Below are 19,611 nucleotides of genomic sequence, written 5' to 3' on the forward strand. Positions count from 1 at the left end.
TCGTGCCAAATACGCGGGTATCCACCTGCCGCTTTGACAAGATTAGCGTGAATCGGCACGATAAGTTACGTGAGTACTTTTCTTCGCCGCCTCAGCGCACTTGCAACGGTTTGTATGCTTAGCCTTGCTGGTTGTACGACGCCGCCGCCCAGCCCGGCTGCTTCTTCTTCCGGCCCTGCAGCTGACTCAGACACTGTGCAAACCCCCGCTACGCCGAAAATTCGGGTAACTGCCACTAGTTATCCCATTGCCTGGGTGGCAGAACAGATTGGCGGCGAATATGCCACCGTTAGCATGGCCACCCCGGCCGGCGTCGATCCTTTACTTTATGCTTATACACCGGAAGAGCTGGCGCAACTGGGTGAGGCTTCCGATGTGCTGTTCTATGTTGCGGGTTTCCAGCCGGCCCTAGATGAAAATCTGGCACAGGTGAGTACGCCCGCGGTTGATTTAGCCCCGCACGTGCAGCTCGTCCACCATCGTGCTTTGGCCGGTAACCACGGTGATGAATCCGGAGAAGCAGGCCGCCAGCTCGATCCGTATTTCTGGCACGATACCGAAAGACTTACCCGCCTGGCCGGCGCCGTGCGCGAGGCTTTGAGCAATATGGATCCGGCGCATGCCACCGAATACGCGCAGGCACTGGATTCGCTTACCGGGAAGCTCAATGAGCTGGATGCGCATTATGCTGCCGGGCTAGCCCAGTGTGCCACGCGCACCGTCGTCACCTACCGGCCCGCCTACGCTTATATGACAGACCGTTACCATCTACAGCAAGTAGCAGTGCAGGCGATGGACCCCGCGATCACTCCCACCGCAAAAGATATCCGAAACGTAAAACTCGAGATCAACGCCAATCACGTGGGCACAGTTTTTACGGAAGGCGGTAACAGCGAAGCAATAGCGCAACTAGCCGGTGAAACCGGCACCCAAGTGGCAAGCCTGGATTCTCTTTCCACTCCCCCGGCAGAAGGTGACTATTTGAGCGGCATGGAAGAAAATCTGCAGTCGCTACGCGCCGGACTGGGGTGCCAGTAACGTTCCCGAACGGGGACGGCTAAGCTAAGGGATAGCCGGTTTGGGCTACGTGCAGGCCGCAAATAGCGCCAGTACCCCGTCACCCGTACCGGTTTGTTTAGGCAGTGCCCGTATTCAAGTTTTTTGCGTTAGGAGATGACCATGACCGCGCCGAGGCAACGTGTTACTGCCCAGCGGCGAGCCATTATCGCTGTTCTGGAAGGCACGGATCAGTTTATTTCTGCACAAGACCTCCACGATAAGCTCACCGAGGAAGGCACCCGGATCGGGTTGGCAACGGTGTATCGCACCCTGCAATCGCTAGTGGATGAGGGGAGCCTGGATACCATTATCGAAGAAGGCCAAACCCTGTACCGGGCCTGCGAAACCACCGATCACCACCACCACCTAGTGTGCCGGATCTGCGGAAAGACCGTAGAGATCATTCCGCCCAACACCGAAAATTGGTTCACCAGGGTGGCTGCCCAGGCCGGCTTTTCGGATGTGGAACACACTTTGGAACTCATTGGGCTGTGCTCCAAGTGTGCGCCCAAAGTCGCGGCCGTGAAACAACAGCGTGCTGAAACAGGCCCGGCGCGCCACGCGGAATAAACCCAGCCAGTTAAGCGAAACCCACTAACAACTTGAGACAAAAAAGCGTTTACTGTCGCTAAATTTTCAGTTAGGGTACCCTGCATGGATGGGTACTCCTTTCTCGCCGGAAAACCTTTTATCATCGTCTATTTAGTGCTTTTTCTAGTGGTTTCTTTGCGTTCCACCGCTACGTTTTGGCTCGGCCGCTACGCCGCATATTTGGTGCTAAAACAAAAAGAGCCCAGTAATCGCATTGCAAATTACGCTTGGTCCTGGGCCCATAATCCCAAAACTTTGGCGGCTGCAGATCGCATCCAGCGCCGCGGCTGGCCGCTGGTCACCCTCTGCTTCTACACGATTGGTATCCAGACGGTGATCCTTATCGGCGCAGGGCTAACCCGCATGCGGGCCTGGCGTTTTACCGCTGCCGCTTTCTTCGGTTGGGTTGGTTGGGCACTTATCTATTCCACGGTGGGCATGGCCGCGCTGGCCGCCGTCTGGTCCGCCATCCTCGGTTCCTGGTGGGGCATCGGAATCATTGCGGTGCTCATTATTGCCGCGGGTAGCTACGTGTTTATGCGGCGGTACCGGAGAACGCAGCGCATCGAAAACCAAGATGCTACCGCGCGCATCACTGCGGAAACTGAAAACCCCGATTCGGCAATCTCGAAGGCGGCGAACCTTGCGACCGCCGATACGGTGGCACAGACCGCACAATCTTCAACGCGCGAAGCACCGCACGCCTAAGCGTGCAATACTAGGCATCATGCAGGAAGATCTTCCAGAAATTGAAGTTCGCGTGCCCATCAAACTGGGCCAGTTCGTCAAGCTTGCGAGTTTTGTGGGCACGGGCGGAGAGGCACGCGAAGTTATTCAAGCCGGGTACGTATTCGTAAACGGCGAGCCGGTTTCCGAACGGGGGCGCCAGCTGTACGGAGGCGACGTCGTAGAATTTGACGACGGCGAATACGTGCTCGCGGTACGCGTGGCCGAAAGATCGTAGACTCTCTGCGGGGGCACCTGCACCCATTCTCTTTTCCGTTGTTTCACTATAATGCTGGGATTATGATGCGCTTCAGACCTCTCACCGCTTCGGAATACACGAATTTCGTCAAAACTGCACCGCGCCTTTTCGTGCAGCAGTTACCCGAGTACGCCCAGGCGCGTACCGAACTTGGCTCCCGCGTCGAATTTGTGGGAGTTGTGGAAGAAACTCCGGGCCCGGACGGCCAGGCCGGCGAACCGCGGGTTTTGGCGGCCGCTTCGATTCGCTACCAGCCGTGGCGGCGCTTCTTCTGGCGCACTCATATCCAGTACGGCCCCACGATTGACTGGTCTGATCTGCCGCTCGTAAAGTTCTTCTTTGCCGGCTTGCGTGAATATTTGGCGAAACAAAAGCGAGTGCTTTCGCTGCGGGTCACGCCACGGCTGGATATGCACACCTATGAAGATATTAAGATCGTTGCCGATAATCCGGCGGCCGGGCCGGCTTTAGATGTGCTTTCTCAAATAGGTTTCCAGCGGGTGAATATTGAGTTCTTTGACCGCGGGGATATTCCGGGCCGTTTTATTTATGTGAAAGATATTGCGGGTCTAGATTTTGAGGAAGCTACCGCTACTTTGGCGAAAGGTTTGCGGCGGCGTTTCCACAATGAGGGCCGTTACGGGGTGACCGTGAAGTTCTTAGGTCCCGAAGATTTCGGGTACCTGGATGGTTTGCACGAGTCGACGACGGACCGCGTGGAAGGCATGCCCACGATTTCGGAAGATTCCCGCCGCCTATATATTTCGCTCATGAAACATTTGGGCCGGGAACGTTCCTTCGTCTGCGTGGCTTTCTTCTCCCCGGTTGCTTATATCAGCCAACTGGAAACCACCCGGGAAGAAAGCCTGGCACGCATCGAAGTATTGCAAGAACGCAAACAAACGAAGGCGCGAGATCGCGAGCTTGCGGAATTGGATAAAACCTTGACCCACACCGCGGAGCAAATCGCCGCGGCCCAGGAAGTGCACGAAAAATACGGGGATAACATTCCGATCAATTCGGCCCTCGGTTTCCAATGCAATCAGGAACTGATCTTGCTTCTGGGTGGTATGGACAAGCGTTTCACCCAGTTCGCGCGGGACTACCCGGTAGAAAGAGCTGCCTTCAAGTGGGCCTGCGATCGGCAACTCGATATTTACAACACTTTCGCGGTTTCGGGAATTTGGGACGAAACCGCGCCCGATGCCCCGGTAATCCGGTTCAAACGCTGGCTCAATGGCCGCGTAGAAGAATATCCGGGCACCTACGATTTAGCGCTCTCGCCCCTCGCCCGCCCACTCGGCGCCACCGAGGGCGGGAAAACCCTCACCGCCGTCTAAGGCCTAGCGCCTAGGGCTTACCACCTAGGGCTACCGCTTAGTGCCATCGCAATCGTGTCCAGCCGCCTGGGCCCGTTGCCTTCTCGGGCAACCGGCCCAGGGCCACCGGCAACGGCGGCGGCGCGCGGCGGCGTACCTCACTTCATAACTAGCTCATAATGCAGTTACGGCCGAGCAGTACCCGCAGGTCGGAGAAGAGCGCGCTGACCGGGTTCACATAGAACTTTTGCGCCACCTGTACCACCACGGTTTTTCCGGGGCACCGCACATGCAAACGCACGGGCGCTGAACCCGGATAGTTCTGGAGCACTTGCCGCAAGGAATCCATCAAGGAACTCGTGCACATCCGCTCCCCGAGCTGCAAATCAACCGGGGAATCCGGCATGAGATCGTGCGAAGGTAGCGTCATTTCTTGGGCGGCTAGTTGTAGGTTGCCGTCCCGGTCTGAAACCCGGCAGCGCACGATCGCTACCTGGTCGGTCTGCAGATTCCCCGAAACTTGCTGGTAGGTGTTCGGGAAGAAGTTGATTTCCGCGGAACCGGTGAGGTCTTCGAGTACCACCGTGGCCCACATACGCCCGTTTTTCTTGGAAATCCGGGTTTCTACTTTGGTGATCAGCCCGGCCAGCGAAAGCGAAGCCCCATCCGGAATGGTCTCTTCATTCATCAGCCGCACGATCGTTGTATCAGCGGCCCGGTCCAGAATGTGTTCCATTCCGGAAAGCGGATGGTCCGAAACATACAGCCCCAAAACGTCACGTTCTTTATTGAGCTTTTCGCGTTTATCCCATTCGGGAATTTCCGGAATGGTTACTTCCACGCCTTCTTGCACCGAAGTGCCGCCAAAGAGGTCGAACTGGCCTACTGCTTCGTTCTTTTTCAAAGCGGCCACGGAATCTACTGCCTCATCCACGCGGGATAGCAAAGCGCGGCGCGAATACCCAAAACTATCGAAAGCTCCAGCCTTGACCAGTGATTCAATCGCCCGCTTATTGAGTACCTGGATCGGCACCTTGTCCAAAAAGTCTTGGAAGGATTCAAAACGGCCCTTTTCTTTCCGGGCTTGCACAATCCCTTCCACGATCGGGATACCCACATTTTTTACCGCGGAAAGGCCGAAACGGATTTCCTCACCCACGGCAGAGAAATTCATTTGCGATTCGTTTACGTCTGGCACTAGCACGCGGATGCCCATGCGCCGCGTCTCCCCCAAATACAGCGAGAGTTTATTGCGGTTATCGCGCCGGGAAGTAAGAACCGCGGCCATATATTCCACCGGATAGTGGGCCTTAAGCCACGCCGTCCACATGGAAATCACGCCATAGGCCGCCGAGTGCGACTTGTTGAACGCGTACGAGGCGAATGGTTCCATGGTTCCCCACAGAGCCTGCACCGCTTCCTTCGAATAGCCATTCTCCTTCATGCCTGTTTCGAAGTCCACGTACATTTTATCCATCTCGTGTTTCTTCTTTTTGCCCATGGCTTTCCGCAAGGAATCGGCTTGCCCCATGGAGAAACCAGCCACTTTCCGGGCAATCTGCATGATCTGTTCCTGGTAGACGATCAAGCCGTAGGTGGGCCCCAAAATTTCGTGCAAAGGCTCATCGAGTTCGGGATGGATAGGCTCAATTTTCTGCATCCCGTTCTTCCGCAAGGCATAGTTGGTATGCGAATTCATGCCCATCGGGCCGGGCCGGTACAGGGCCGAAACCGCGGAAATATCATCGAACCCGGTGGGTTTCATTTGCCGCAGGAGCGTACGCATACCCGACCCATCCAGCTGGAATATGCCCAGGGTTTCCCCGCGTTGCAAAAGCTCCATCGTGGTTTGGTCTTCAAAATCGACTTCCTCGATTACCACCGGTTCTTTGCCATTATCAACGATATTCTGCAGGGCATCGTCAATCGTGGTCAGGTTGGAAAGGCCCAGGAAGTCCATCTTCAAAATGCCCAGTTCTTCGCATAGTGGGTATTCGAACTGGGTGATAACGGCGCCGTCGGCCGGGCGTTTCATAAGCGGAATAACATCGGTGAGCGGGACCGAACTCATCAGCACCGCACACGCATGCACACCCCACTGCCTGGTCAGGCCTTCAATTCCTTGCGCCAAAGAAAACACACGTTGGGCATCCGGATCACCCTTCACCGTTTCCCGGAACTCTACGGCTTCGTTGTAACGCGGCGCGTTTTCGTCAAAAACTTCCGAGAGTTTAATATCGTTGCCCATCACCGCGGGTGGAAGTGCCTTGGTGAGCCGATCCCCCATTTCGTAGGGGTAGCCGAGCACGCGGGAAGCGTCTTTGAGCGCTTGCTTGGTTTTGATGGTACCGAAGGTGACCACTTGGGAAACCTTATCGTGGCCATATTTTTCTTCCACGTATTCGATAACTTCACCGCGCCGCCGCTCATCAAAGTCGACGTCGATATCCGGCATGGATACTCGTTCCGGGTTCAAGAACCGTTCGAAAAGCAAGCCGTGTTTGATCGGATCAAGTTGGGTGATTCCCAGCGCATAAGCAACCATCGAACCGGCACCCGAACCACGGCCCGGCCCCACGCGGATACCATTATCGCGAGCCCAATTAATGTAATCGGCTACTACCAGGAAGTACCCGGGGAATCCCATTTCGCAGATCACGCCAACTTCATAGTCGGCACGTTTGCGCACGTCTGCCGGAATTTTTTCGCCGTAGCGTTCATGCAGGCCGCGTTCTACTTCTTTGACAAACCAGGAAGTAATATCTTCACCCGCAGGGACGGGGAATACGGGCATATAGTTCGCCCCTTCCGCCGCGGTTTGGAAAGAGACTTCGCAGCGTTCGGCAATGAGCAAGGTGTTTTCCATGGCCCCGGGCAAATCTCCGAAAAGATCATACATTTCCTGGGTGGAACGCAGATGGTACCCTTCGCCGTCGAACTTGAAACGGGTGGGATCTTGCAGGGTGGAGCCGGAATTAATGCAGAGCATAGCGTCTTGGATTTCGGCGTCTTCCTTGCTTACATAGTGAGAATCATTGGTGGCGATAAGCGGGGCGTCGATCTTTTTTGCCAGATCTAGCAGGGCGTTACGCACGCGGCGTTCCACCTGGTTATTGTGGTCCATGATCTCCACGAAATAGTTTTCTTTCCCGAAGAGATCTTGCATTTGCCCGGCCGCTTCCAGCGCTTCTTTTTCTTGGCCGAGCCGCAACCGGGTTTGTACTTCCCCGGAAGGGCAGCCAGCCGTGGCAATCATGCCCTCGTGATATTGCTCCAGCAGGTCCATATCCATGCGCGGCCATTTACCCATTTGACCTTCGAGGGAAGCTTGGGAACCCATGCGGAAGAGGTTGTGCAGGCCCGTATTGTTATAGGACAGCAAAGTGAGATGCGTGTAAGCACCACGGGCAGAAACATCATCGGCACGTTGTTCTTCGGTTCCCCACAGCACGCGATCTTGCCCGAAGCGGGAAGTTCCCGGGGTCATATAAGCTTCAATACCAATGATCGGCTTCACCCCCTGAGCTTTACATTCCTTGTAAAACTCGTAGGCACCAAAAAGGTAACCGTGATCGGTGATAGCGATAGCGCTTTGCCCGAGCCGTTTAGCTTCCGCTACAAGCTTTTGAATCTTTGCGGCTCCGTCTAGCAGAGAATAATCAGTGTGAACATGCAAGTGCGCGAAATCTTTAGGAGCTGCCATGCGGCCGATCCTACCGCACGCATACAGAGCTGCTAATGGGCCCGGGCATGTCTCACGTTTCCAGAAGAGCGCAAGTGGTAGTTAGCCGCGCAAATATTTACGGGCGGTGCGATGCGGTATCCCCGCGTCCAGGTATTCTTGGCCCGGATCTGCCACATAGCCCAGTTTTTCGTAAAACCCCAAGGCGCGGGTTTGGGCTGACAGTTCAATGAGTATTCCATCCCCAAGGTCCCAGGTAGCCACAGCGGCAGCCTCTGCAGCCTCCATAACGCGCCGCCCAATTCCCTGCCCGCGCGCGTGCGCGCAGGTTGCCACGCGGCCAATATGTACAACGGGAACCAACGTAGCTACTTCGGCTTGTATTAGTTGTACTTGCACGTCTGATTCCGAGACCAAAACTCGCGTAGGTGGTTGCGCGCCCGAAGCTTGCGGATAAGACTGCGCGCCCGAAGCTTGCACACCGGAACCTTGCGGGTAGGACCGCGTGCTAGGTATCGCGTCTGCTTTGGTGGCCGGCAGCGTGGAGGAGCGGGGGCACCACGTGGCGTCGAAGTTTGCAGCGGGTGCGGTCACTATGGGCACGCTAGCCGGATTCTTCCCTACCCCAGGTAACCCGAACCAATATTCTTGCAACTGCGCGCGGTTGAGGAACTCATCCGGAGGGAGCACCCGGGCTGTGCCGGCGTCGTGGCCTTTTATGGGATCGGTGACCACTAGGTGGATCGTGCGCTCATCGTGATCGGCACTGTCCCATTCTTCTTCCGGGGAAACGCCCTGCTCTGCAATAAAAACCTGCTGGCGGATTTCCCGGGCGCGGCGCAATATTTCGGCTCGCTGCCCCGCTTGCATTCCAGTTTCGGCACCTATTTGCATGTTTTTACTTGCCTATTCCTATTTGCACGCGTTCTTATTTGCACGCGTTCCTATTTGCACGCGTTCCTATTTGCGCGCGTTCCTATTTGCGCGCGTTCCTATTTGAACACGCCTTCGCGCATGAGGTCGAGGGCGCCTTGCAGATCTGCCGGATATTGGGAAGTGAACTCACGCCACGTACCGTCTGGATGTTCGAATCCAAGCCGGGTGGCGTGTAGCCACTGGCGCTCCAAACCTAGTTTCTTTGCTAATACGGGATCGGCACCATACATTTCATCACCCACACACGGATGGTTCAGGGCAGACATGTGGACGCGGATCTGGTGGGTGCGCCCGGTTTCGAGATGTACTTCCACGAGCGTGCCCCCGGCCATAGCTTCGAGCGTGTCGTAGTGGGTGACGGCGTGCCGCCCGCCCTTTTGCACCGCCATTTTCCACTGGTGGCGCCGGTCGCGTTTGATCGGGGCATCTATCGTGCCCGAAAGCGGATCGGGATGGCCTTGCACTACCGCATGATAAATCTTCACCGGGATGCGATCATGAAATTCGCGTTTGAGGAGGCTATAGGCCCGCTCCGATTTAGCAACAACCATGCATCCCGAAGTTCCCACATCAAGCCGGTGCACGATTCCGTGCCGCTCCGGTGGCCCCGATTTTGCCACCGGTATTCCCGCTTCCTGCAAAGCACCTAATACGTCCGGACCCTCAAAATTCAAAGATGGATGCGCGGCTAATCCGGCCGGCTTATCGACCACCACTACATCTTGATCTTCATACAGCAAGGGAATTTCCACTCCCCCGATCGGTTCTACCTGCCGCGGCGCCGGAAGATTAATTTCCACCACGTTTCCCGCTGTCACCACGTCCGACTTCACCGCCTGCTGGCCGTCGAGGCGCGCCTGCCCCTCATCAATAATGCGTGCAATCGAAGAACGTGACATACCGGTGATACGGGCTAGTACTAGATCAATACGCTCCCCGTCAAAAGAATCCGGGATCGGGTAGACACGCCGCTCCGTCATCGGCATCCCTCCGTTTCTCTCCTCTCCGTAGATGTTTCACTAACGTGCGCTGCGGTTGCTTCTTCTGTTTTGTCCGTTGTAGGCACACTAGCGTTATCCAGCTTGCTGCTGGTTTCCAGTTCTCCAGTGCCAGGCGTATCCGCGGTGGCCAACTTGTTGCTGGTTTCCGTGTTTTCGGCCCGGAAGGCTTGTATTAGCAAAAGAACGACGCCGCCCACGATCGCAATATCGGCAATATTGCCTACAAACCAATCCGCATAGGCCAGGAAATCGACGACGTGCCCGGCCAGTTTTCCGGGTGGGAAGAACAAACGATCGATCACATTACCGATCGCGCCACCCCAAATCAGCGCGAACGCAATCCGGGTGAGCCGCCCCACCGGCCGGGAAAGAAGCCAGGGAATTACTACTACGCAAACCACCAAAGCAAAAACGGTAATCACCCGGGTGGCGCCCGCACCCATAGAGAAAGCGGCACCCGGATTGAAAACCAGTTGCAGGCCAAACAGATCGCCAAGCAGAGGGATCCGTTCCCCCGGATCCAGGTTTGCTAAAGCCACCCGTTTCGTAATCTGGTCTACGATCACGATGCTGAGGGCAATTACGGCTACGCCTAGCCATTGCGGAAGCCGCGCATCTAGCCCGGTTGGTTCTATTCCAACCGTTTCCGGTTCGGCTGTCTTCGTTCCAGCTGTTTCCGGTGCGGCTGGCTTCGTTCCAGCCGTTTCCGGTTCGGCTGGCTTCGTTCCAGCTATTTCTGGTTCGGCTGGCTTCGTTCCAGCTATTTCTGGTTCGGCTGGCTTCGTTCCAGCTGATTCCGGTGCGGCGAGTTTGGGCGCGGCGGCTGGTTCCGCCTCATTACTGGCCGTTTCCGTTTTCTTCATCATGCCACCTACCTCCGCCCGCTTCGCTGAAATTGCGGGCGGACACCGCTTCGCTTCCTGTTACTACCGAGCTACCAGGATACTATTGCCGAACTACCAGGGTACTGTCACCTGCATTTCGCCCGCTTCTCGCTCGCATCTCGCCGGTATCGGCTCGCAATCGCAAGCAGCTACCGGGCAACAACATATTCTTTTTGGCACGGAGAAGCGGCGGCCTACCACATTAGGGTATAGGCCGCCGCTTTTCATTAACACTACTTGGTCTGGTTTGGATCTTGGGCGCCGGATTCGACGTTGTTCAACAAAGACTCCAGGTAGCTGCGTAGACGCGTACGATAGTCGCGCTCGAAATCCCGCAGTTCGGAGATCTTGCGTTCCACCAAGCCACGTTCCTGTTCCAGGTTGGCCAAAGTGCGGTTCGACTTTTGTTCCGCATCTGCCACGATCTGCTGGCTCTTGGCCTTGGCTTCGGCAACAAGCTGGTCCGATTCGGATTGGCCACGGGCCACCAACTGTTCGTAGGTTTCCTGCGCCATCTGCAATACCGCCGCGGCGGAAGTGCCAGCCTGTTCGCTTGGTGCCTGGCCCGCGAAGGAAGCCGTGGTGCTTGCCTGATCGGGACCGGCCAAATTCGCAGAAAGACCTGCTTGCTGATTCTGGGCTGCACGAGCTTCTGCCGTCTTCGCCCGGTTCTCCGCATCCTCGCGGGCAGCCGTTAGCTCGCGAATCGTTTCGGCAACCTCGTCGAGGAAGAAATCTACCTCATCCTCGTCATACCCCGTATCAACGCTTGCGGGTCGCTTAAAGCGGATGTTTAAAACATCTTGTTCCGTGAGCAACGCCATTCCTCACCTCTGAAGTTTCTATATGTCTAAATATTCCTCGGGACAAAGTCCCATAGGACCTAGAGTACCCGTTAATCCTAACCGTGTTCCCAGACCTTTGGAACATATCCGCCATGGCTAGTTATGCTTCTGGCCCGGGATTATGCCCTCAGAACACTCGAATAATGATCGAATTGAGAATCTGCAGGCCGAAAAACAAAATGAGGAAACCGATATCGAGAGAGATACCACCGAGCCGCAAGGGCGGGATATATCGCGCTAATAAGCGCAACGGCGGATCAGTGAGTTTGTAAATCAGGTTGATTATCACCAACAAAACACCGCTGGGACGCCAGTCTCGGGCGGTGATTACCACAATGTCTACAATTACTCGCCCCACGAGGATCAACAAGTATGTCTGTATGAGGAGCGATAATATAGTGCCAAGAACTGTCATTAGAAGCTATCGGTAGACTCCCGGCGTTGCATTTCCATGCGAACCGAATGCGGGGTCATCAACAGCACTTCCGAAGAGATCTTGTTGAGATCTCCGTGCAGACCAAAGCACAAACCGGTAGCAAAATCGACGATCCGATTGCGTGCTGAATCGTCAGCTTCCGCAAGGTTGATAATTACCGGCAAGCCATTGCGGAACTGCTCCGCAAAACCCCGTACATCCGTGAATGCCCGCGGCTTAGCGGTGATAATACGGGAGAAATCCGGTCCGGAATCCACCGCGCGCAAGGAGCTTACTTCTGCTTCCTCTTCGTGGTGGTCATCCTCGTAGTATTCTTCGGCGTCGTCGAACTCATCAAGATATTCATCATCATTGAGAGCTGCCCGGTTGACTATTCTTTTGAACATTCCCATGGCTACCCTTTCACAGTTTCCCTGAGCCTCAAGGTAGGTGAGTTTGGCCTGCTTGTCACTCATGTACCGCGGGCGTGTCGCCCCGGAGGGAACTAACACTACTGCCCCGGTATGCAGCATTAAGCAGGCCGGCGCCTACTTCCCCAATTCTAGCCCCGCTCTTCGAGCGTGACGATTCCCGCAAACCTTCCGGTGCGAGGTTGCGCACCTTCCCCGCTGCGTTGCGCTACATGGGTGGCACGGCGGTACGAATAATACGTGGGGTCTTCGTAGGTGCACGGCTCGTTATCGTATATTTGCCCAACGAGCGGATTTCCGGCCAGTTGGGCACGCAAACCAGCCCGCATATCCAGGGCGGGCGTGCCCCACCGGCTCGAAGCACCCACCCCGGGCAGTATCGCTGCGGAGTCTTCCTGCATTTGCGCGCTTACCTCATAGCAAGCCGGGCAAATGCACGGACCCACATAAACATCAACGGGAACGCCGAGCCGCTCGATCGCGGCCGGCACGATACCGGCGAGCAGACCGCGCCGGCCCGCATGTACAGCCGCTGCGCGCGGGCTGGTTTTCCCTACCAAAAGTACCGGCATGCAGTCCGCCACCATAACGGCCGCGGCGAAGGACGCTTTGCCGTCATTAGCCGCGGCGGGAGGTGCCAACGTGAGCCCATCGGTTTCTGGCGAGGCGTAACAACCAGATTCCGCTAGGGCTGCGGCGTCGGCAATGCGCGTGCCATGTACTTGGTCCATGAACACGGGGCGGGTGCCTAGTTCGCGGGCAAGTAGCTCCCGATTGCGGGAAACTCGGCCCGGGTTATCTCCTACGTGGTGGCCCAGATTGCAGGATTCAAACGGGCTTTCAGAGACTCCGCCAGCGCGGGAGGTAAATCCTGCTTTCACCACATAGCCAGAGATTTCCCGTTCGCACACCCACCGCACGAGCATGAACTAGTCCTCTTCGAAAAGGAAGGAGGGAATGTCTAGATCGGCGCGGCGCGGTTCTTCCACGCGGCGCGGCAGTTCCACATTGCGCGATTCGTAACGGTAACGATTCGCTTCGGTTTCGGCCGCGTGTTGCGGACCCGCAATTGGGTGGGCGGGGCTGGCCACGGTATCCGGAATGCCCGCCGGTACCGCGTCTTCCACCGGGATTTCCGGAACCTGCTGCGCCACCGGTACTTCCGGCACTGCTTGCGGTTCCGCCGCGGGAACACCGCGATCCTGGTTTTCATCAAAACCAGCGGCGATCACCGTAACGCGCACTTCATCACCCAGAGATTCGTCGATGATCTGCCCCACGATAATATTCGCGTTCGGATCCACCGATTCCTTGACCAGCTTCGAAGCTTTCGCCAGTTCCTTCATGCCGAAATCTTCCCCGGCCTGGAAGCTGAGCAAGACGCCGTGGGCGCCGTCGATCTTCGCTTCCAGCAACGGGGAGGCGATCGCGTTTTCGGTAGCCCGCATGGCCCGGTCTTCCCCAGAAGCGGTGCCGATCCCCATCAGGGCGGTGCCAGCATCCTTCATAATCGCCTTGACGTCCGCAAAGTCCAGGTTTACCAGGCCGGGAATCGTAATCAGATCAGAGATCCCCTTCACGCCGGAACGCAGCACTTCATCAGCCAGGTTATAAGCCTCAATAATCGTCAGATCTTGTTCGCTGATCTCCAGCAAACGGTCATTGGGAATAACGATGAGGGTATCTACAGCCTTGCGCAGTTCCGCAATCCCGCTTTCCGCATTCCGGGCACGCTGGGCGCCTTCGAATTCGAAGGGGCGGGTAACGACGCCGACCGTCAACGCCCCGGCATCCCGGGCAATGCGTGCCACCACGGGAGCCGCACCGGTTCCGGTACCGCCACCTTCACCGGCGGTCACGAAGACCATATCCGCTCCCTGCACGGCGTCTTCAATAATTTCGGTGTTTTCTTCCGCCGCCCGTTTTCCCACGGAAGGATCAGCTCCCGCACCCAGGCCATTAGAAACATCGCGCCCAATATCGAGCTTGGTTTCCGCTTCCGATTTGACGAGCGACTGCGAATCCGTGTTTACGGCAATGAATTCGACGCCGGCTAGGCCATCTTGAATCATTCGGTCAATCGCGTTTACGCCACCGCCTCCAACGCCGATGACCTTAATATCGGCGACATTATGATTTACCGTCATCTGTTTCCCTCCCGAACCTCAAGTAAAACTTGAGGTTTTACGCCTCTGACTTCGCGCAAAAGATATTGGCGAAATGATAGTGATGCAATTCTGACGCGCGGGCAACTTTCAGTCCCGCATAAAGTCACGCTTTAATGCCCTTCTTTCTAACTATTTAATTACCGCTGCGGCGGGTTCGGAGATATCGAAAACGGTGCCCGGCTGGCCGAGCAGCACGCGCAAAACTCCGAGTTTTTCCTGACCTTGCGAAGCATCTCCCCACACCACAGTTCGACCTTCCGTCAAGGCCAGCACCACCCGGCCCGCATTATCTAATTTAGTGCTCTCCACCAGGGCCCGAATATCTGGATCCAGGCCGCGCAAAACTTCCAAAGCCGTACTCACTGCCGCCGGATTAGTCTCGGTGGCAGCCCCGATGCGGGGCAGGGCGGCCCTGGCTTCTTCCGTCACCCGCATTTCTTCCCCCTGACCGTCCACCGGCGTGCATTCCGCACCGCGGCCCAAGCAGGCCACGGCTTCACGCCACGAAAGTTCCACACTCAAACCATGCGGATACTCCTTATGCGCGTTCACGCTAGCTAATTCCGGGATCTCCTCCTGGAGGGTGCTGGTCACCTTCCCCAGCCCTAAACGCGTAAGTGGGATACCCGCAAATTGGTTAAGTAGTTCTGCAATATCGGCATCGCTTACCACGGCTTGGGCAGATACCTCAGAGACGCTAATACGATCCTCATGCAAAGCAAAGACCGGGCTGAAAAATATCAGCCAAAGAGCGAACAGGCCCGCCCCGACCACAGCCCCCAGGCCCAGGGTTTTGCGCCACACTACGCGGCGTTTTTCGCGGCGCCGTTCCCGGCGTCTTTCCGCTAAATCCGGGGGCCGCGTGCCCGAACCGCTCGGGCTTTCCCGGCGCTGGTGTAGCTCTCCAGCCGCCTCGCTGGGCGAAATATCGGCCAGTTCAAAGAAAGAATCTTCGTAGACCACCGGCGCGGTGACAGCCGTGGGTGTAACCGGTTGAGCATCGGTTTTGCGAGGCCGGTGCGCGGCTGTGCCCTGCGCCGGGCGCGGTTGCCGTGCGCCCTTGTGCGGTTGCGGCACGGCCGCGCGTGATTGCGGCACGGCCGCGTGCTCGTATGACTCACGTGATTTATGTGGCTCACGCGACTTGTGCTGCCGCGGGGTGCCCGCGCGCTCGCGCGGCTCACGCGGAGATTCGCTGCCGCGCGGGGATTCGCTGCCGCGCGGCCGGCTGGCGGCGCGGCGCGGGTTGAGATCGCGCGCGGTACGGCGTCGGCGTACCTGGGAGCTTCCACTCGCCGCATCCGGTGCGGGAACGGTAGGCTCCGCTGGTTCGTTTCTGCGGCCTCTCACCCGGCCTCCTTGAAACGATGCTGCAAGGTTTCCACGATGAGCGGGCAGAGTTCGGTAACGTCCCCGGCACCCATGGTGAGTAGCAGATCCCCCGGGGTGGCGCAGCGTGCCAAGGTCCGGGCTGCTTCCTCTTTACTGGCAATAAAGGTGCCGTGCCCGTCCATTTGGGTGGTGATTAGATCACCTTCCACTCCCGGCATCGGTTCTTCACGCGCCCCGTACACGCCGGTAACGATCGCCGTATCCGCACCGGCCAGGGCGCGGGCAAATTCGGCCGCGAAATTCTTGGTCCGCGAATACAGGTGGGGTTGGAATAGCACCCGCACGGCTCCGCTTCCCGCTTTTTCCCGCGCGGCCTGCAAAGTGGCGGCCACCTCGGTGGGATGGTGAGCGTAGTCGTCGAAAAGCCGAATGCCGCACACTTCCCCGCGCGGTTCGAAACGCCGCCCGGTTCCGGTATAGCTTTCCAAGGCCTTAGCCATAACCGCTGGGTCTACGCCCAGGTCTACCCCGGTAAGCCACACTCCGGTGGCATTTAGTTCATTGTGCGCGCCCGGAACCTGCAAGGTAAACCGGGCCAGGGTTTCTCCTTCCGGTGTTTCTATCACGCACTGGCCGTGCCCGCGTACCACTACGTGCTGGCGAGCCCCCGGTGCCGGCGTGCCGCGGCCATAGCTGGCCACGCGAATGTTACGCGCCCCGGCCGCAGCGGCAAGGTGGCGTGCCCCAGGGTCATCCGCGCACACAACAAGAAGCCCGCCCGGTACGATCCGCGCCGCAAATTCCTCGAAAGCGGCCGCGAAGGCTTCCTGCGTGCCATAAAAATCGAGGTGGTCCGGCTCAATATTGGTGACCAGTGCTGCCCGCGGCGCATAGTTCAAGAAAGACGCATCCGATTCATCGGCTTCCGCTACCAAAACATTGCCGCTACCCAAATGGCCGCCACTCAAATGGCTGCCATCGGCCGCGCGAATGCTTCCGCCAATCGCCCACGAAGGGTCTTGCCCGGCAGTTCGCAAAGCCATGGCGAGCATGGCCGAACTGGTGGTTTTGCCATGTGCGCCCGCAACCGCCACAAAATCCCGCGCCCCAGCGGCAAAAGCCAAAGCTTGGGAACGGTGCCATACTTCTTGCCCCCGCTGGCGGGCCACCGTCAATTCCGGGTTATCTTCGTGAATCGCGGTAGAGCGCACCACAATCGCGCCTGCCGGCACATTTTCTGCCCGCTGGCCGATAGCTACCCGCGCGCCTGTTTCCCGCAAACGCTGCGTATTTTCTGATTCACGCGCATCCGAACCGGTAACAGTGTGCCCTTCGGCCAGTAACAAGGCGGCGACGACAGACATGCCGGCCCCACCAATCCCAATCATGTGGAAGTGCCGCCGCGCTGATGTGCGGGCGGAAGTGGCCTGTGCTAACTGCGGTGTTGTCATTGTGCCTCGCGTTCTGCTGCAACTTCTTCAATCACACGGCCCAAACGGTAGGCCCCATCGCGCGGGCTAATACCGCGCTGTGCGAGCCGCATGCGCTCGAGCTGCTCCGGATCGTGGAGAGTGCGAACTACTAAAGCTATGCTTTCTGCGCAAAACTCTTCATCCTTGACCAGCAAAGAACCACCCTTTTCCTGGGCGTCTTTCGCGTTGAGTGCTTGTTCCCCGTTCCCGATGGGAAGCGGTACGAACATGGCCGGAATGCCCAGCGCACAAACTTCCGAAACGGTTCCGGCACCGGCCCGGCTAATCACCCAGTCGGCTACCGCATAGGCTTCCTCCATTTCGGAGAGATATTCGAGCACCGCATAGTGTTCGTAGCCGGCAACCCGTTCCCGTACCGGGCCGTCTTTCCCGCGGCCCGTCAAATGCAGCACCTGGATCTCAGCTTCCGCGAGGGCCTCCGCGTTTTCAGCCACTACCTCATTAATATGTGCGGCTCCTAGCGATCCGCCGGTTACCACCACAGTGCGCATTTCGGGATCCAAACCGAAACGGGCGGCCGCCGCTTTCCGGCGTTCGCTGCGGTCATTATCTTCTGCCAGCTTCGCTATTTCAGGGCGGAGCGGCAGGCCCACAAACTGGGTGGTACCGTTGCGGGCACGCAAACGGGTAGTGGCAAAAGCTAGGCACACGGCGGCTGCATGGCGTGCGCCGAGCCGGTTTGCCAACCCGGGCAAAGCATTTTGTTCGTGTATCACGAAGGGAACTTTTAAGGCACGCGCTGCCGCATAGAGGGGCGTGGAAGTGTATCCTCCAAAACCTACCGCCACGTCCGCATTGGTTCGCCGCAAAATCTCTTTACAGCGTTTGATAGCGCGCGGGTAGCGCACCGGGAAGCGGAACAGATCCGCATTGGGCCGGCGCGGGAAAGGAACCCGCGGGATTACTTCGAAAGGAATTCCCGCTTCGGGCACCAGGCGCGATTCCATACCTTCGGCGGTTCCTATCGCGGTTACTTCGTGCCCCCATTCCCGCAGCTGGCGGGCCGTTGCCAGCATGGGATTAATGTGGCCAGCGGTACCGCCCCCGGCAAGAACGATCCGTAACGCCATAGCTGCCTCCTCTGGTTGCTTCACCTTGTTTTGCTAACGATTGATACCACGCGTTTGACCAAGTGGGGCCGCTGTTTGAAGGAAGCGCGTACTCCCTCTACGGAGAATGCGGCGCTAATTGCCACTCCCACGGCCATCAGGCAGGAGATCACCGAAGATCCTCCTTGGCTCATGAATGGTAGTGGAACCCCGAATACTGGAAGCATGGAAGTTACCACTAGCATATTCGCCAAGGCTTGCCCGCACAGCCACAGGGCAATCCCGCCCACCGTAAGCTTGGCGAAGCGGGAAGGGTGGTGTATGCAAATACGCACTAGGGATATCCCCACCATTAGGAATAGGATCACTACCGCCGCGCATCCTAAGAAGCCCAGCTCTTCGCCCACGACGGCGAAAATGAAATCGGTTTGAGCTTCGGCTAGATTGCCCGGCCATTTTTCAATCCCGGTGCCCAAGCCCGATCCGCCCAGGCCACCCGAACCGAAAGCCCACAGCGCATAATCCGCTTGGGTGGGAGAACCCCCGGCAGGCAAAGTAAAAATGTTTTCGAAGAAGTCTTGCACGCGGGCCAAGCGGGAAAGGCTCACCGCAATGGCGAGGGCCGTACCCAGGATGCCAGCCAGGCCGCCTACCGCAAACCATTGCCAGGCCATGCCGGCTAGCCAGAGCATTCCGGCCGTGAACAAAGCAAAAACCAGTACGGTTCCCATATCGTGGCCCAGGCCTACCAGCCCGGCGGAGAGCAGGAAGATAGCAATGGGCCACACCCAGTTTTTTATGTCTTCCCATTCTTCCCGGCGCAGCAAGTTGACGCTTGCTGCCCCGCGAACATTGACCAAGGTGGCGGCTAGCGCAATAATCGTGGCTAGTTTCAAAAACTCGGAGGGTTGCATACGGATAGGGCCTAGCGCCACCCAGTTGCGGTTACCGGCTACTGCCACGCCGAGGGGTGAAAATACCAAGCATTGCAAAAGTAAGGCCCCCGCCCAGAATGCGGCCCAGGATTTGCGGAAGAACTCAATGGGGAAACGAGACAGAATTGCCGCGACTACTATTCCCACGCAGGCATAGAAAATTTGCAGGTAAACCCCGCGGAAAGTGTTGGTAGCTCCCGCCGCGGCGCTTCGCATCGCGCCGGGCGTGACCGCGGAAAACACCATAACGAGACCCAAAACCGTGAGCACGAGGGTGGCCACCGCGAGCATAATGATCGAATGGCGCATTACGTCACGCACTTTTTCGGCGTTTTCTGCCGGCAGGCGGGTAGCGCCCGTTACTGGTTTGCCTTTCGGGGTACGGCGGCGGGCCTGGCCCGTAGCGCCGCGTGACCCGCGGCGTGTGGCACGGGTCGGGGCATCGTGACGGGTCGCGGCATCGTGGGTGCCACCGGTTTTTGCCAT

At 57.6% G+C, this 19,611-nt stretch carries 18 protein-coding genes; 5 read left to right on the top strand and 13 right to left on the bottom strand.

The window, feature by feature from the left end; all coding sequences use genetic code 11:
- Positions 1-69 precede the first annotated feature (69 nt).
- The 5 genes from BLT47_RS00195 to BLT47_RS00215 all read left to right on the top strand — a co-directional run bounded on the left by BLT47_RS00195 (position 70) and on the right by BLT47_RS00215 (position 3,975).
- A complete protein-coding gene (locus tag BLT47_RS00195) occupies positions 70-1,038 on the top strand; it encodes a metal ABC transporter substrate-binding protein (RefSeq protein ID WP_143021720.1) in 969 nt (322 codons plus the stop codon).
- Positions 1,039-1,179: 141 nt separating this feature from the next.
- Complete coding sequence (locus tag BLT47_RS00200; RefSeq protein ID WP_176764460.1) at positions 1,180-1,629, top strand: Fur family transcriptional regulator; 450 nt, start codon at positions 1,180-1,182, stop codon at positions 1,627-1,629.
- Positions 1,630-1,713: 84 nt separating this feature from the next.
- Positions 1,714-2,358 carry a DedA family protein gene (locus BLT47_RS00205; RefSeq protein ID WP_065415160.1) on the top strand — a complete coding sequence of 215 codons (645 nt, stop codon included), beginning with the start codon at positions 1,714-1,716 and terminating at the stop codon, positions 2,356-2,358.
- A 19-nt stretch (positions 2,359-2,377) separates the two neighbouring features.
- Positions 2,378-2,614, top strand: coding sequence for an RNA-binding S4 domain-containing protein (locus BLT47_RS00210; protein WP_049619047.1), 237 nt, complete (start codon positions 2,378-2,380; stop codon positions 2,612-2,614).
- Positions 2,615-2,676: 62 nt separating this feature from the next.
- Positions 2,677-3,975, top strand: coding sequence for a lipid II:glycine glycyltransferase FemX (locus BLT47_RS00215; protein WP_083329949.1), 1,299 nt, complete (start codon positions 2,677-2,679; stop codon positions 3,973-3,975).
- 148 nt (positions 3,976-4,123) lie between these two features.
- Here the strand turns inward: BLT47_RS00215 and dnaE are convergent, their stop codons facing one another.
- The 13 genes from dnaE to BLT47_RS00280 form a co-directional block, all read right to left on the bottom strand.
- Positions 4,124-7,657 (bottom strand): DNA polymerase III subunit alpha, encoded by a 3,534-nt coding sequence (gene dnaE / locus BLT47_RS00220; RefSeq protein ID WP_074660583.1) that lies wholly within the window; start codon positions 7,655-7,657, stop codon positions 4,124-4,126.
- 81 nt (positions 7,658-7,738) lie between these two features.
- On the bottom strand, positions 7,739-8,530 hold the full coding sequence (locus tag BLT47_RS08835; RefSeq protein WP_218122527.1) for a GNAT family N-acetyltransferase: 792 nt from the start codon (positions 8,528-8,530) through the stop codon (positions 7,739-7,741).
- Positions 8,531-8,628: 98 nt separating this feature from the next.
- The gene (locus BLT47_RS00230) at positions 8,629-9,552 is read right to left on the bottom strand and encodes an RluA family pseudouridine synthase (protein ID WP_049619050.1); all 924 of its coding nucleotides are present in this window, start codon (positions 9,550-9,552) and stop codon (positions 8,629-8,631) included.
- The gene (lspA, locus tag BLT47_RS00235) at positions 9,549-10,439 is read right to left on the bottom strand and encodes a signal peptidase II (RefSeq protein ID WP_083329950.1); all 891 of its coding nucleotides are present in this window, start codon (positions 10,437-10,439) and stop codon (positions 9,549-9,551) included. The genes BLT47_RS00230 and lspA overlap by 4 nt, the downstream gene beginning before the upstream one ends.
- Positions 10,440-10,690: 251 nt before the next feature.
- On the bottom strand, positions 10,691-11,281 hold the full coding sequence (locus BLT47_RS00240; RefSeq protein ID WP_065415163.1) for a DivIVA domain-containing protein: 591 nt from the start codon (positions 11,279-11,281) through the stop codon (positions 10,691-10,693).
- Between the two features lie 148 nt (positions 11,282-11,429).
- Positions 11,430-11,717, bottom strand: coding sequence for a YggT family protein (locus BLT47_RS00245; RefSeq protein ID WP_049619052.1), 288 nt, complete (start codon positions 11,715-11,717; stop codon positions 11,430-11,432).
- Positions 11,717-12,124 carry a cell division protein SepF gene (locus tag BLT47_RS00250; RefSeq protein WP_231583043.1) on the bottom strand — a complete coding sequence of 136 codons (408 nt, stop codon included), beginning with the start codon at positions 12,122-12,124 and terminating at the stop codon, positions 11,717-11,719. The genes BLT47_RS00245 and BLT47_RS00250 overlap by 1 nt, the downstream gene beginning before the upstream one ends.
- A gap of 155 nt (positions 12,125-12,279) precedes the next feature.
- A complete protein-coding gene (locus BLT47_RS00255; RefSeq protein WP_065415164.1) occupies positions 12,280-13,074 on the bottom strand; it encodes a purine nucleoside phosphorylase YfiH/LACC1 family protein in 795 nt (264 codons plus the stop codon).
- A gap of 3 nt (positions 13,075-13,077) precedes the next feature.
- A complete protein-coding gene (gene ftsZ, locus BLT47_RS00260) occupies positions 13,078-14,295 on the bottom strand; it encodes a cell division protein FtsZ (RefSeq protein ID WP_065415165.1) in 1,218 nt (405 codons plus the stop codon).
- A 150-nt stretch (positions 14,296-14,445) separates the two neighbouring features.
- Positions 14,446-15,666: a cell division protein FtsQ/DivIB gene (locus tag BLT47_RS00265; RefSeq protein ID WP_074660585.1), complete on the bottom strand. Its 1,221-nt coding sequence runs from the start codon at positions 15,664-15,666 to the stop codon at positions 14,446-14,448.
- On the bottom strand, positions 15,663-17,099 hold the full coding sequence (gene murC, locus BLT47_RS00270) for a UDP-N-acetylmuramate--L-alanine ligase (RefSeq protein WP_074660587.1): 1,437 nt from the start codon (positions 17,097-17,099) through the stop codon (positions 15,663-15,665). Before murC ends, BLT47_RS00265 begins: the two co-directional genes overlap by 4 nt.
- Entirely contained in the window at positions 17,096-18,211 is a 1,116-nt protein-coding gene (murG, locus tag BLT47_RS00275; RefSeq protein ID WP_074660589.1) for an undecaprenyldiphospho-muramoylpentapeptide beta-N-acetylglucosaminyltransferase, read from the bottom strand. Before murG ends, murC begins: the two co-directional genes overlap by 4 nt.
- A 20-nt stretch (positions 18,212-18,231) precedes the next feature.
- Positions 18,232-19,611 (bottom strand): FtsW/RodA/SpoVE family cell cycle protein, encoded by a 1,380-nt coding sequence (locus tag BLT47_RS00280; RefSeq protein ID WP_256332472.1) that lies wholly within the window; start codon positions 19,609-19,611, stop codon positions 18,232-18,234.

Origin of the sequence: Actinobaculum suis (assembly GCF_900102025.1) — a bacterium.
GTDB lineage: Bacteria > Actinomycetota > Actinomycetes > Actinomycetales > Actinomycetaceae > Actinobaculum > Actinobaculum suis.